Genomic DNA, 12,639 nt, shown 5'->3' with positions numbered 1-12,639 from the left:
CGCTGCGCTCGCTGGCGCTCGCACCGCGTGCCTGCCCGTGGTCTGTGGCTGAGGCTCAGACCGCTGGGTCGCTGCGCTCGCTCCGCGTGCCTGCCCGTGACCTGCGCTGGGGTCGGCAGCGGAGGGGCGGAAAGTGGTGAACCCGGCATGCTTCCCGCAAGTAACGTGATCAAACATCTATACTCAGCCCGCCAGGTTCGTTCACGAAGGGGCCCGGGGTGCGCAAAGTACTGGTCAGTGGGGCGGCGTTCGCCGCGACGTGTGTCTCCGCCGTAGCCGTGCCGATGGCCGCCCAGGCCACCACTCCCGGGCCGAGCCCGACGCCCTCGGTGTCGGCCCCGTCGGACGTCCCCACGGGCGCTCCGGGGTCCGACGCGCCCACCGGTGCTCCCGGAAGCGGCGCGTCGGGAAGCGAGTCGCCGTCCGGGACGCCGACGCAGTCTCCGGACGGGGAGCCGGAGGCCGCCGGCGGCGGCACCGACGGCGTCGTCCGCGCCAAGGCCGTCATGGTCACCCCCAAGCTCCCGCGGTCCGCGACGTACAACTACGGGCCGTCCGCGAGCCAGCGCGTCGACGCCTACTGGCAGCCGACCCCGGCGCAGCGGGCCAAGGCCCGCGGCGACGCCAGGCGCAACGCCGCGGGCGGCGCCCGGAGCGCCACCCGGCCCGGCGTGCTGATCATCCACGGCGGCTACTGGATGGGCGGCAGCAAGGACAGCTGGAAGTACTTCGCGCGGAGGCTGAGCGACGCCGGCTACGTCGTCCTGTCGGCGAACTACCGGCTCGCGCCGAAGGCGCAGTGGCCGGCGCAGCGCGACGACGCCCTCGGCGCCCTCCGCTTCATGAAGAAGCACGCCCGCACCTGGAACCTCGACCCCGACCGCATCGTGGTGCTCGGCTCGTCGTCCGGCGGGCAGCTCGCGACGCAGATCGGCACCCACGGGACCGGCACGGACCTCGTCCGCGGCGTCGTGGCGCTGTCGCCGCCGAACAACCCGTTCCTGGCCTACAAGGACGGCGCGGCGACCGAGGCCTCGTCCCGCCAGCGCAAGCTGCGCCAGGCCGTGGTGGGCCTCGTCCACTGCGCGCCCGGCTCGCCGGAGGCCACCCTGGAGGCCGCGGACTGCTGGAAGCGCGTCGAGGACGCCGACAGCACCACGCACGCCTCCGCCGGCGACGCGCCGATGCTGCTGCTGCACGCCACCGGCGACTTCGTGCCGGTGACGCAGAGCCAGGGCCTGGCGAGCGCGCTGCGCGCCGCGGGCGTGCAGGTGAAGGTGCAGACGGTCGACGGCGTCATGCACGCCTCGGACATGCTGAACGTGGACGGCATCACGCCGGAGATCCTGCGCTGGATCAAGGCGCACACGCAGGCGCGCCCCTGACCCCGAAGGGGCGCGCCCCGGCGGGACGTCAGGCGTTCCAGACCATCAGGACGAGGATCACCAGCCAGATCAGCGCGATGACGCCGGAGATGGCGGCGATCCGGCCGCGCTCCACCTGGGCGACCTCGCCGGCCGCGGGCTTCGCCGCCACCGGCGTCTCCCCGGTGGTCTTCGCGGCGCCGTCCTCGGCCTCGGCGGCGGCCTCCGCCTCGGCCTGGGGCGCGGCCGCCGCGGCGGCCGGAGCCGAGGCGGCCGCCGGGCCCGCCTCGTCCAGCAGCTTCGCGGCCTTCCGCTGGTCCCGCTCCACGATCAGCAGGAGCACCAGCGCGACGATGAACAGCGTCATCGACACCGACAGCCACGCCTGCGCGAAGTGGCCCTCGGCCAGCCACAGCCCGAACAGGAAGATCAGCAGCGTGCCGACGCCGTAGATCTGGGTGGTGCGGTTCAGGTACCGCACCACGGTGGCGTTCCGGTTGCGGATGTAGCGCGGCGTGGACATCGTCGCGGCGGTCAGCGGGCCCAGCGTGAAGATCGCGAACCCGATGTGCAGGATGAGCAGGATGCGGTCGGAGGTCGACATGTGCCGACCCTAGCGCCGACCGCACCCTAGCGGCGGCCCCTGCGGACCCTCAGGTAGTCGCTGACGACGTACTCGCCGAGCCGGTCGGCGTCCGGCGCGAACACCCGGCCGCCGTTGCGGCGCGCGACCTCCTCCACGAACGACACCAGCCGCCGGTCGTCGGCCAGCATGAAGAAGTTCATGGTGGCGCCGCGCCGGGTCATCTTGTCGACCTCGGCGAGGGTGAGCACCAGCGTGTCCGTGGACGGCGGGTAGTCGAACAGCGAGCGGCCGTCCGGGCGCAGGTGCGCGGTCGGCTCCCCGTCGGTGACGACGAGGACGATCGGCTCGAAGTCGGGGTGCCGGTCCAGGTGCCGGCCCGCGATCATCAGCGCGTGGTGCAGGTTCGTGCCCTGCACCATGTCCCAGTCGAGCCCGGCCATCTCCTCGGGGTGCAGCGTCCGCGCGTAGTTGGAGAACCCGATGATCTGGATCGCGTCCTGCGGGAACTTGCTGGTGACGAGGGTGTGCAGGGCGAGCGTCGTCTGCTTGGCCGCCGCCCACGTCCCGCGCAGCACCATCGAGTACGACAGGTCCACCAGCAGGCAGACCGCCGCGCCCGTGCGCCGCTCGGTCTCGTGCACCTCGAAGTCGTCGACGCCGAGCCGCACCCGCGCCGGACGCGCCGGACCGCGCCGGTCCACCGCGTCCGCGCCCGCCGGCTCCAGCACCTCGGCCGCGGCGAGGGACTCCAGGGACGCCGCCGGGGCCGCGACGAGGCCGGTCGCCGCGTCGGGCACCGGGCCCTCCATCGCGCTGCGGCGGATCGCGTTGCTCACCGTCCGGACGACGTCGAGGGGCTGCTCGTCGCCGAACCGCCACTCCCGGCTGGACCCGGTCAGCTCGCCCGCCTGGCCGGCGTCGCGCTGGTCGTGGTCGCCCTGCCGGCCCGACGTCAGCTGCGAGAACACCCGGCGCAGCGCCGTCTCGCCGAGCCGCCGCACCGCCTTCGGCGTCAGCTCCAGCTTCCCGCGGTTGCGCCGCAGGTAGCCCTGCTTCTCCAGCTCCTTCTCCAGGCGGCGCAGCGCGTCGAGGTCGTCGACGGCCTGCCGGCCGAGCGCGCGGCGGACGGCGTCCTCGTCGATGTCGTCGAGCCGCGCGCCGGGGTAGTCCTGGCCGAGCGCCGCCTCCAGCTCCGACAGGTCCGCGAGCTCCGCCAGCGCGGTCGTCGCGTCGCCCATCCCGAGCGGGTTCTCGCCGTCCATCTGCTCCGGCTGGCCCCAGCCGAGATCGGGCCTGCGCGCGCGCAGCGCGTCACCGAGCCGCGTCATCTCCATCGCCAGGCCCGCGTCCTGCATGGCCTGCTCCATCAGCCCCGCCAGCTCGGCGCGCTGCTCCGGGCTGAGCGAGGCGAGCAGCCGGTCCATCGCGGCGGCGCGGCGGGCGAGCTGGTCGACCAGCTCCTCCAGGTTCTCCGGACGCTCGGGGAACATGTCCCCGTACTCGTCCATGAACCGGTCGAAGTCGGCCTGGGTGTGCTCGCCCCGCGCGTCCTTCTCCAGCATCCCGTTCAGCGACGCCATCATGTCCTTGACGCGCTGCATCGCCGCCGGGTCCTGGTTCTGCAGGGCCTGCTTCATGCCCTGGAACTGCGAATCCAGCACCTCCCGCCGCAGCAGGTCCTTCAGCTGCTCGAACGTCTGCCGCGCCGCGTCGGACCGCCACTGGTAGTCCGACAGCCGCCGGATCGCCTGCGACGTGTCGGACGGCAGCGTGTCCAGCTCCGCCTCGCGCAGCCGCGCGTCGTCGGACGGGTCGGGGAACAGCTCGGCCCGCTCCTGCCCGATCGCGGTGTCGAGCAGCGCCCGCGCCTCCTCCAGCGTGCCGTCGAGACGGCCCCGCTCGCGCAGCGCGCGCCGCCGCTCCCGCACCTCGCGGAGCAGGTCGTCGAGGCCGCGGCGGCCCTGCGCGTTCGGCAGCCCGCGGCGCAGCAGCTCCCGCAGCGCGTCGTCGGGACGGGTGCCGTCCAGCACCGAGTCGCCCATCGCGTCCAGCGCGTCGCGGACGTCGTAGGGCGGCGCCAGCGGGTCGGGCCCGTCCTCGTACGCGCCGTACCTGTACCGGCTCATCGAACCTCCTCGGACATGGCGCCTCCAGGACCCGCGATCAGGTCCGGTACGTCGCCGTCCCGTCGGCCCGGCCGCCCTGAACGTCCTTGGACAGCCGCCGGGTCAGGAACAGCCCCTCCAGGGCGAACTCCAGCGCGGCCGCGGCCTGCTCGGGGGAGTCCCCGGACATGCCGAGCCGTTCCATGATCTTGGCGAGGCCGGGCACCTGCCCGATCCTGCGCAGCAGCTCGGTGGAGGACACCAGCTCGCCCGACTCGACGGTGTCGCCGGAGTCGAACTTGTCCAGCAGCCCGGACAGGTCGGCGGGGCCGAGCGTCCGCCGGTAGGTCTCGGCGATCGCCCGGCGCAGCAGGTGCTCCAGCACCTCCTGCTCGCGGCCCTCCTCGCTGACCTCGAACTCCACCTTGCCCATCAGCGACGGCACCACCGCCGGCAGGTCGCACACGCGCGCGACGGCGCGCTCCTCGCCGGCCAGGGCCGCGCGCCGCACCGCGCCCGCCGCGACGGTCTCCGCGCCCGCCAGCGCGAACCGCGCCGACACGCCCGACCGCGCGTCCACCGCCGTCGACTCCCGGACGAGCCGGGTGAACCGGGCGATGACCTCGATCAGGTGGTCGGGCACCTCGGCGGGCAGCCCCGCCAGGTCCGCGAAGTCGGACTCCTGCCGGATCAGCGCCAGCTCGGCGTCCAGTTCGAGGGGGTAGTGGGTGCGGATCTCCGCGCCGAAGCGGTCCTTCAGCGGGGTGATGATCCGGCCGCGGTTGGTGTAGTCCTCCGGGTTGGCGGACGCGACGAGCAGCACGTCCAGCGGCAGCCGCAGCGCGTAGCCGCGGATCTGCACGTCCCGCTCCTCCAGCACGTTCAGCAGCGCCACCTGGATCCGCTCGGCCAGGTCGGGCAGCTCGTTGATGGAGAAGATCCCGCGGTTGGTGCGCGGGACGAGGCCGAAGTGCACGGTCTCCGGGTCGCCGAGGGTGCGGCCCTCGGCCACCTTGATGGGGTCGACGTCGCCGATGAGGTCGCCGACGCTCGTGTCGGGGGTGGCGAGCTTCTCGCCGTAGCGGTCGTCGCGGTGCCGCCACTCGACCGGCAGCTCGTCGCCCAGCTCGGCGGCGAGCCGGCGGCAGCGCACGCACACCGGGTCGTAGGGATGGTCGTTGATCTCGCAGCCGGCCACCACCGGGGTCCACTCGTCCAGCAGCCCGCCCAGGGTGCGGATCAGCCGCGTCTTGCCCTGCCCGCGCTCGCCGAGCAGCACGAGGTCGTGGCCGGCGAGCAGGGCGCGCTCGAGATGGGGGAGGACGGTGTCGTCGAAGCCGAGGATGCCGGGGAAGCGCGGCTCGCCGGATCTCAGCCGGGCGAGCAGGTTGTGACGGATCTCGGCCTTCACCGTTCGCTGGACGTGGCCGCTGGTGCGCAGCTCGCCCAGTGTGGTCTCGCGTGGTGTGGATGAACGCACGCGATCGACACTACGTCGCCGACGCGCGCGATCGCACCTGTGCGCCGCGGATTCCTCGCCCCCCGCGCCCGGGCGCGCCGCGGCCTTAGCGGGACCGGGATGTTGGGTCAGATGCGTCCGGCGGGGGAGACTGGGAGATGTGATGCGACCCGGTGAACGGAGTGAGGGAGGCGGCGCCGATGGCGCGATTCGGTGACGGCCTGGCCCTCGGCCCCGATCTGTCCAGTGCCGCCGTGTCCGCGGTCGAGCAGGCGCTCGCGCCGCTGTCCGCGGCGCCCGACCTGGTCTGCGTCTTCATCTCCGGGGACGACCCGGAGGAGATCGCGGCCGCGGCGCGGCGCGCGGCGCTGTCCGCGGCGCCCGCGCTGATGATCGGCTGCAGCGCGTCCGGAGTGATCGGCGGGGGCCGGGGCGTGGAGGACGCGGGCGCGGTCAGCGCGTGGGCGGCGGTGCTGCCCGGCGCGCGGCTGGAGGCGTTCCGGCTGGAGACGCTGAAGGCCGAGGACAAGCTGATCGTGGTCGGCATGCCGGAAGGGCAGGACGACGACGTGGTGGGGCTGCTGCTGGCCGACCCCTACAGCTTCCCCGTGGACGCGTTCGTCGAGCGGTCCGACGACGCGCTGCCCGGCCTCGCGCTCGTCGGCGGCCTCGCGGAGGCGGGCGAGCACGGCGAGGCGCGGCTGTTCGTGGACGGCGACGTGTACGAGGACGGCGCGGTCGGCGTGGTCATCGGCGGCGCCGTCACCGCCGCGACCGTCGTCAGCCAGGGCGCCCGGCCGATCGGCCCGGACATGGTGGTGACGAAGGCCGACGAGAACGTGCTGTACGAGCTGGCGGGCGTGCCGGCGCTGGAGAAGCTGGAGCAGATCGTCCTGGAGCTGCCCGAGGACGAGCAGGAGCTGGCCGGCCGCGGCCTGCTGATCGGCGTCGCGATGGACGAGTACGCCGACGAGCACGAGCGCGGCGACTTCCTCGTCCGCGGGGTGGTCGGCGCCGACACCGACAGCGGCGCGATCGCGATCGGCGACGTGGTGGACGTGGGGCGGACCGTCCGGTTCCAGGTCCGCGACGCGGGCGCCGCGGAGGAGGAGCTGTCCGCGCTGCTGGAGCGGTTCGACCTCGCGCCGGTCGAGGGCGCGCTGCTGATCTCCTGCAACGGCCGGGGGCAGGCGATGTTCCCCGACTCCGACCACGACGCCAAGGTGCTCGACCGGGCGTTCGGGCCGGCCGGGGTCGGCGGGTTCTTCGCCGCGGGCGAGATCGGCCCGGTCGCCGGGCGCAACCACGTGCACGGGTTCACCGCGTCGATCCTGGCGTTCGGCCGGGCGGGGGACCGGTGATGGCGGCTGCGGGTCCGGCGGCGGGTTCCGGTCCGGCCGCACCGGTCCTGGCGGTGGACATCGGCGGGACGAAGCTGGCCGCGGCGGTCGTCGAGCAGGGCGGGCGCGTCGTCGCCTACGACCGCGTCGCCACCCCAAACGGCGAGGGGCTGGACGCGGAGGGCCTGTGGCGGACGCTCCAGGGCCTCCTCGACAAGGTCCACGCCGACGCGGGCTCCCCGGTGCTCGCGGGCGTCGGCTGCGGCTGCGGCGGTCCGATGACGTGGCCGGCCGCCGAGGTGTCGCCGCTGAACATCCCCGCCTGGCGGGGGTTCCCGCTGCGCGAGCGGCTCCGCGGCCGGTATCCGGGGCTGCCCGTCCGCGTCCACAACGACGCCGTCTGCGTCGCGATCGGCGAGCACTGGCGCGGCGCGGGGCGCGGCCGCAGCAACCTGCTCGGGATGGTGGTGTCCACCGGCGTCGGCGGCGGCCTGATCCTCGGCGGGCGGCTCGTGGACGGCGCGAGCGGCAACGCCGGGCACATCGGGCACGTGGTCGTCGAGCCGTCCGGCCCGCCGTGCGAGTGCGGCGGCCACGGCTGCCTGGAGGCGATCGCCCGCGGCCCCGGGCTGGTCGCGTGGGCGCGCGGGGAGGGCTGGCGGCCCGGCGGGCAGGACGTCACGGGCGTCGAGCTGGCGTCCGACGCGCGCCGCGGCCACCCGGTCGCGGTCGCCGCGATGCGCCGCGCGGGCCACGCCATCGGCGTCGCGCTCGCGTCGGCGACCCACCTGTGCGACCTGGACGTCGTCGCGATCGGCGGCGGGGTGTCGCAGGCGGGCGCGCTGCTGTTCGACCCGGTGGAGGAGGCGTTCCGGGCGCACGCCCGGATGGAGTTCGCGCGCAAGACGCAGATCGTCCCGGCGGCGCTCGGGCAGACCGCCGGGCTGATCGGCGCCGCCGCGCTGATCTTCGCGCAGGACCGCTACTGGAACGCGGCCGGCTGACCGGCGCCCCGTGCGGCCCGTGGGAGGATCGGGGGATGAGTGCCGTCTTCATCGACGAAGTACGCGCCGCGCGGGACCTCCTCCGCGACGTGGCGGTGCCCACCCCGCTGATCTCCTCCCGGGTGCTGTCGGAGCTCATCGGCGGTCCGGTGCTGCTGAAGTGCGAGAACCTGCAGCGCACCGGCTCCTTCAAGATCCGCGGCGCGTACGTGCGGATCGCCCGGCTGACCGAGGACGAGCGGGCCCGCGGGGTCGTCGCCGCCAGCGCCGGGAACCACGCGCAGGGCGTCGCGCTCGCCGCGTCCATGCTGGGCTGCCGGTCGACGGTGTTCATGCCGGTCGGCGCGCCGCTGCCGAAGATCGCGGCGACCAAGGGGTACGGCGCGCAGGTGCGGTTCCCCGGCCCGACCGTCGACGACTGCCTCGTCGCGGCGGAGAAGTACGCCGAGGAGACCGGCGCGGTCTTCATCCACCCGTTCGACCACCTGGACGTGGTCGCCGGGCAGGCGACGATCGGGCTGGAGATCCTCGAGCAGTGCCCGGACGTCGCGACCGTCGTCGGCGCGGTCGGCGGCGGCGGGCTGATGTCCGGCGTCGCGGCGGCGGTGAAGGGCGCCGCGAAGGAGCTCGGCCGCGACTCCGGCGTCAAGGTGATCGGGGCGCAGGCCAAGCGCGCCGCCGCGTTCCCGCCGTCGCTCGCGGCGGGCCTGCCCGTCCGCGTCGAGCTGCAGCCGACCATGGCGGACGGTATCGCCGTCGGGCGCCCGGGTGACATCACCTACGGGCTGGTCAGCGAGCTGGTCGACGCCGTCGTCACGGTGACCGAGGAGTCGATCTCGCAGGCGCTGCTGCTCTGCCTCGAACGCGCCAAGCAGGTCGTCGAGCCCGCGGGCGCGGCCGGGGTCGCGGCGCTGCTGGAGCACTCGTACGCGGTGAAGCCGCCGGTCGTCGTGCTGCTGTCGGGCGGCAACATCGACCCGCTGCTGCTGTCGAAGGTGCTGCGGCACGGCCTGGCGGGCGCGGGCCGGTACCTGGTCGTCCGGTGCCGCCTGAAGGACCGCCCGGGCGCGCTCGTCACGCTGCTGAGCGAGCTGGCCGAGATGGGCGTCAACGTGCTGGACGTGATGCACGAGCGGGTCGCGGCGCGGCTGCACGTCGAGGAGGCGGAGGTGCTGATGCACCTGGAGACCCGCGGCGCCGACCACTCCGAGGACGTCATCGGCCGCCTCCGCGCCAAGGGCTACACCCTAACGCTGAGTTGAATCGCGGGGGTCCGGCATTGCTGCGGAGGGGCGGGCGGGCCGCGCCCTCCGCAGCCATCGGTCAGAGGGCGGGCTTGCCCTCGGAGTAGAGCCACTTGGCGGCCCAGCCGCCGAGGTCCTTGTGCGCGACCTGCTGGGCGAACGCGACGAAGTCCTTCGTCGAGGCGTTGCCGTAGCGGTAGCGGGTCGGCCACGCCTTCAGCAGCTTGAAGAACGCCTTGTCGCCGATGGTCTGGCGCAGCACGTGGATCGCCATCGCGCCGCGGTCGTACACCAGGCCGTCGAAGATGTGGTCCCGGCCCGGGTCGGCGACCTTGCCCTTCCACAGGTCGTCGGTCGCCGGGGTCGCGTAGTCGGCGTCGAAGGCCTGCTGGACGGTCTTGCCGCCGTGCGCCGCGTTGTACAGCCACTCCGAGTACGTGGCGAAGCCCTCGTTCAGCCAGATGTCGGCCCAGCGCCGCGGCGACACCGCGTCACCGAACCACTGGTGGCCGAGCTCGTGCGCGAGGAGGTCGCCGGACGGGATCGCGCCCGGGTGGCGGCCCAGGTCGTACACCGGGCGGCCCTGGGTCTCCAGCGCGTAGCCGACGCCCGCCTTCACCGTGATGCCGCCGGTGGAGCTGTACGGGTAGCGGCCGTACAGCCCGGACTCGAAGTCCACGACCTCGGCCGTCTGCTGGTTGAACTTCTTCGCGTCCGCCGCGGAGATCGCCATCGCGCGGTCCGTCGCGGTCAGGTTCGGGACGCCGCCCTTCGTGCGCCCGTTGACCACGTCGTACTTGCCGAACGCGACCATGGCCAGCTCGCTGGCCATCGGGCTGCGCATCTCCCAGCGGGTGGTGGTGAGCCCCCCGGCGGTGCGCGTGCCGGTCAGGTCGCCGTTGGCCAGCGTGGTGAGGTCCTTCGGCGCGGTGAGCGCGAACGAGTACGTCGCCTTGTCGGTCGGGTGGTCGTTCACCGGGTAGACGGTGGCGGCGCCGATCGGCTGGTTCAGCATGATCCCGCCGTCGGCCGTCGGGACCCACCCGGACACGCCCAGCGCCGGGTCGTTGATCGTCTGCGGGACGCCGGAGTAGACGGCGCGGACCTGGAACCGGCGGTGCTCGCGCAGCCCCTTGCGCGGCGTGATCACCAGTTCCTGGGCGCCGGACCGGGTGTAGGACGCCGGGCGGCCGTCCACGGTCAGCGACGAGATCTTCAGCGGGCCCTGGAAGTCCAGGTCGAACCGGGACAGGTCCTGCGTGGCGCGCGCGGTGACGGTGGTGACGGCCTGGATCGCCTTGGTCTTCGGGTCGTAGCGCAGGGCGATGTCGTAGTGGGAGACGTCGAAGCCGCCGTTGCCCATGTCCGGGAAGTAGGGGTCGCCGGCCCCGGGCGCGCCCGGGGTGAACCGCACGGCGTCGGCGTCGGCGGGGGCCGCCGCCGACACCATGAGGCCCGCCGCGGCGCCGAGCGCCACGGCGGCAAGAGCTCTGGGGGTTCTGCTCATCGATCTCGTCCTCAGGTGAGACGACACAAGTGGATCAAGGATTTCCGTTGCCACCGCGGTGTTCAAGCGCGTTTCCATCTCGAATTCGTTGATCCGGGACGGATTTCGCTGCGGAACCGGAACGGGGCGGCGGTGCGGGCTGTGGACAAGGCGCCGCCGCCCGCCGCTCCGGTGAGCCGACCCGGGGGCCGGCCGCGCGGACGGCGGACGGTCCGGAAGGTCCGTTCACTGCTGGATGGTGCCGTACGGGCGGCCCGCCCGGTGCGGGAACCGGCCGCGCTTTCCGAGACCGTTGCCGGCCCTTGTCACTTCGCGGGGCGGCCCTTGCGGTACAGCCAGGCGTCGAAGAAGGCGTCCAGTGTCTTGCCGGACACCTTGTTCGCCAGCGCGATGAACTCCTTCGTCGTCCCGGTCGAGTACTTGTGCTCCTTGGTCCACGTCTGGAGCAGCCTGTAGAAGGCCGGCTCGCCGATCCGGCCGCGCAGCGCGACCAGCGTCATGCCGCCCCGGTCGTACACCGAGCGGCCGAACATCTGGCGGCGGCCCGGGTTGCCCGGCGGCACGTCCCACAGCTCGCCGGCCGAGCCCTCCCGGTACCGCTGGTCGAACTGGTCCTGGACGCTCGGCCCGCCGGACTTCTCGCCCCACAGCCACTCCGCGTACGTCGCGAAGCCCTCGTTCAGCCAGATGTCCTGCCAGCGGCCGACGCTGACGCTGTCGCCGAACCACTGGTGCGACAGCTCGTGCGCGACGACCGTTGGCTGGAGGCCGAACGCCCCGTACACGGGGCGCGTCTGGGTCTCCAGGGCGAAGTCGACCTGCGCGTTGTCGATCAGGCCGCCGGTGGAGTCGAACGGGTACGGGCCGAACAGCTTCGACCACTGGTCGATGACGTCGGCGTTCAGCTTGGCGAACGCGTCCACGTTCACGCCGGGGACGCTCGGGTCCACCGCGGTGATGACCGGGATGCCGCCGGAGGTCTTGCTCGTCCGGACCGAGAACCGGCCGACGTCCACGGTCGCCAGGTACGTCGCCATCGGCTGCTTGACGTGCCAGGTCGTGGTGGTCGTGGCGCGGCGGTCGGCGGCCGGGACGACCGACGGGCCGCCGTTCGGCGACCCGCCGCCGGGCGACTCCCCGCCGCCCGAGCCGCCGCCGGGCGCACCGGGGAGGCCGGGCGTGCCGCCGCCGTCCGACCCGGTCACCGGTGTCGTGGGCTCGCCGTTGGCGATCGCCGTGAGCCCCTGCGGCACCGTGACCTCGAAGTCGAACGTGGCCTTGTCGCTCGGATGGTCGTTGGCGGGGAACCAGGTGTGCGCGCCGCTCGGCTCGCAGGCGATGAAGACCCCGTCGGACGTGCGGACCCACCCGTAGGTGCCGAGGATCGGGTCGGAGATGGTGCGCGGCGTCCCCGAGTACTTCACCACGGTGGTGAACTTCGCGCCCTTCGCCAGCTCCTTGGCCGGCGTGACCTCCAGCTCGCTGCCCGCCCGCTGCTGCCGCGCGGGCCGGCCGTCCACGGTGATGGAGGAGATGGTGAGGCCGGTCAGGTCCAGGTTGAAGCGGCCGAGCGTCTCCTTGGCCGTCGCGGTGATCGTCGCCGTCGCGTTCAGCTCGGTGGACGCGTCCGGCGTGATGTTCAGCTTCAGGCTGTAGTTCTGGACGTCGTAGCCGCCGTTCCCGTCGCCCGGGACGTACGGGTCGCCGGCGGTCGTCGGCCCGGCCGGGCCCGCGGCGGCGGAGGAGGTCGGCCCGGACCCCGACCCGCGGTCGCCGATGGAGACCTCGCAGGCGGCGGTCAGCGAGCCCGCGACGGCGAGCGCGGCCAGCCCGGCGGTCCCGCGGAACGCGCCGCCGCGCATCACGGTGCCCCGAAGCGCGGTGCCGCGAAGTACGGTGCCGCCGAGCACGGTGCCGCGGAGCAGGGCGCCGCGCGGGGCGGCGCCGCGGCCGCGGCGCGGCGGGGGGGGGGTGGGGGTGGTAGCCGCCCAAAGCCCACCCCCCCCCCAGCCCCAGCCCGGGCGTGGCCC

At 73.9% G+C, this 12,639-nt stretch carries 9 protein-coding genes; 4 read left to right on the top strand and 5 right to left on the bottom strand.

Annotated features, from left to right (window positions below; all coding sequences use genetic code 11):
- Positions 1 to 218: 218 nt before the first annotated feature.
- Positions 219 to 1,385, top strand: coding sequence for an alpha/beta hydrolase (locus tag ABZ914_RS04285; RefSeq protein ID WP_500191539.1), 1,167 nt, complete (start codon positions 219 to 221; stop codon positions 1,383 to 1,385).
- A gap of 28 nt (positions 1,386 to 1,413) precedes the next feature.
- On the opposite strand, the gene ABZ914_RS04280 is transcribed toward ABZ914_RS04285, so the two are convergent.
- Genes ABZ914_RS04280 through ABZ914_RS04270 form a run of 3 tightly spaced genes read right to left on the bottom strand, consistent with a single transcriptional unit; the run spans position 1,414 to position 5,535 of the window.
- Positions 1,414 to 1,968 carry a DUF2269 family protein gene (locus tag ABZ914_RS04280; protein ID WP_190861631.1) on the bottom strand — a complete coding sequence of 185 codons (555 nt, stop codon included), beginning with the start codon at positions 1,966 to 1,968 and terminating at the stop codon, positions 1,414 to 1,416.
- 26 nt (positions 1,969 to 1,994) lie between these two features.
- On the bottom strand, positions 1,995 to 4,076 hold the full coding sequence (locus ABZ914_RS04275) for a vWA domain-containing protein (protein WP_500191537.1): 2,082 nt from the start codon (positions 4,074 to 4,076) through the stop codon (positions 1,995 to 1,997).
- A gap of 37 nt (positions 4,077 to 4,113) precedes the next feature.
- Positions 4,114 to 5,535 carry a sigma 54-interacting transcriptional regulator gene (locus ABZ914_RS04270; RefSeq protein WP_190861635.1) on the bottom strand — a complete coding sequence of 474 codons (1,422 nt, stop codon included), beginning with the start codon at positions 5,533 to 5,535 and terminating at the stop codon, positions 4,114 to 4,116.
- A 179-nt stretch (positions 5,536 to 5,714) separates the two neighbouring features.
- On the opposite strand from ABZ914_RS04270, the gene ABZ914_RS04265 reads away from it, so the two are divergent.
- From ABZ914_RS04265 to ilvA, 3 genes are read left to right on the top strand one after another with little or no spacing between them, the layout of a single operon-like run.
- Positions 5,715 to 6,875, top strand: a complete 1,161-nt coding sequence (locus ABZ914_RS04265) for an FIST signal transduction protein (RefSeq protein WP_500191536.1) — start codon at positions 5,715 to 5,717, stop codon at positions 6,873 to 6,875.
- Positions 6,875 to 7,858 (top strand): ROK family protein, encoded by a 984-nt coding sequence (locus ABZ914_RS04260; RefSeq protein WP_500191534.1) that lies wholly within the window; start codon positions 6,875 to 6,877, stop codon positions 7,856 to 7,858. Before ABZ914_RS04265 ends, ABZ914_RS04260 begins: the two co-directional genes overlap by 1 nt.
- A 35-nt stretch (positions 7,859 to 7,893) precedes the next feature.
- Entirely contained in the window at positions 7,894 to 9,120 is a 1,227-nt protein-coding gene (ilvA, locus tag ABZ914_RS04255) for a threonine ammonia-lyase (protein WP_500191533.1), read from the top strand.
- Between the two features lie 61 nt (positions 9,121 to 9,181).
- On the opposite strand, the gene ABZ914_RS04250 is transcribed toward ilvA, so the two are convergent.
- Both ABZ914_RS04250 and ABZ914_RS04245 read right to left on the bottom strand, forming a co-directional pair.
- Positions 9,182 to 10,609 carry a M1 family metallopeptidase gene (locus ABZ914_RS04250; RefSeq protein WP_500191531.1) on the bottom strand — a complete coding sequence of 476 codons (1,428 nt, stop codon included), beginning with the start codon at positions 10,607 to 10,609 and terminating at the stop codon, positions 9,182 to 9,184.
- Positions 10,610 to 10,914: 305 nt separating this feature from the next.
- A partial coding sequence (locus ABZ914_RS04245; protein WP_500191530.1) for a M1 family metallopeptidase occupies positions 10,915 to 12,639 on the bottom strand: 1,725 nt, incomplete at its 5' end.

The organism is Spirillospora sp. NPDC046719, assembly GCF_040645715.1.
Taxonomy (GTDB): domain Bacteria; phylum Actinomycetota; class Actinomycetes; order Streptosporangiales; family Streptosporangiaceae; genus Spirillospora.
The sequence above is the reverse complement of the archived record's forward strand: the minus strand, read 5'-3'. Positions and strand labels throughout refer to the sequence as shown.

What these genes read in the sequence shown, in the direction of transcription:
- ABZ914_RS04260 (WP_500191534.1), top strand. Translation starts at nt 6,875, where the DNA reads ATGGCGGCTGCGGGTCCGGCGGCGGGTTCCGGTCCGGCCGCACCGGTC.
- ABZ914_RS04250 (WP_500191531.1), bottom strand. Translation starts at nt 10,609, where the DNA reads ATGAGCAGAACCCCCAGAGCTCTTGCCGCCGTGGCGCTCGGCGCCGCG.
- ABZ914_RS04275 (WP_500191537.1), bottom strand. Translation starts at nt 4,076, where the DNA reads ATGAGCCGGTACAGGTACGGCGCGTACGAGGACGGGCCCGACCCGCTG.
- ilvA (WP_500191533.1), top strand. Translation starts at nt 7,894, where the DNA reads ATGAGTGCCGTCTTCATCGACGAAGTACGCGCCGCGCGGGACCTCCTC.
- ABZ914_RS04265 (WP_500191536.1), top strand. Translation starts at nt 5,715, where the DNA reads ATGGCGCGATTCGGTGACGGCCTGGCCCTCGGCCCCGATCTGTCCAGT.
- ABZ914_RS04280 (WP_190861631.1), bottom strand. Translation starts at nt 1,968, where the DNA reads ATGTCGACCTCCGACCGCATCCTGCTCATCCTGCACATCGGGTTCGCG.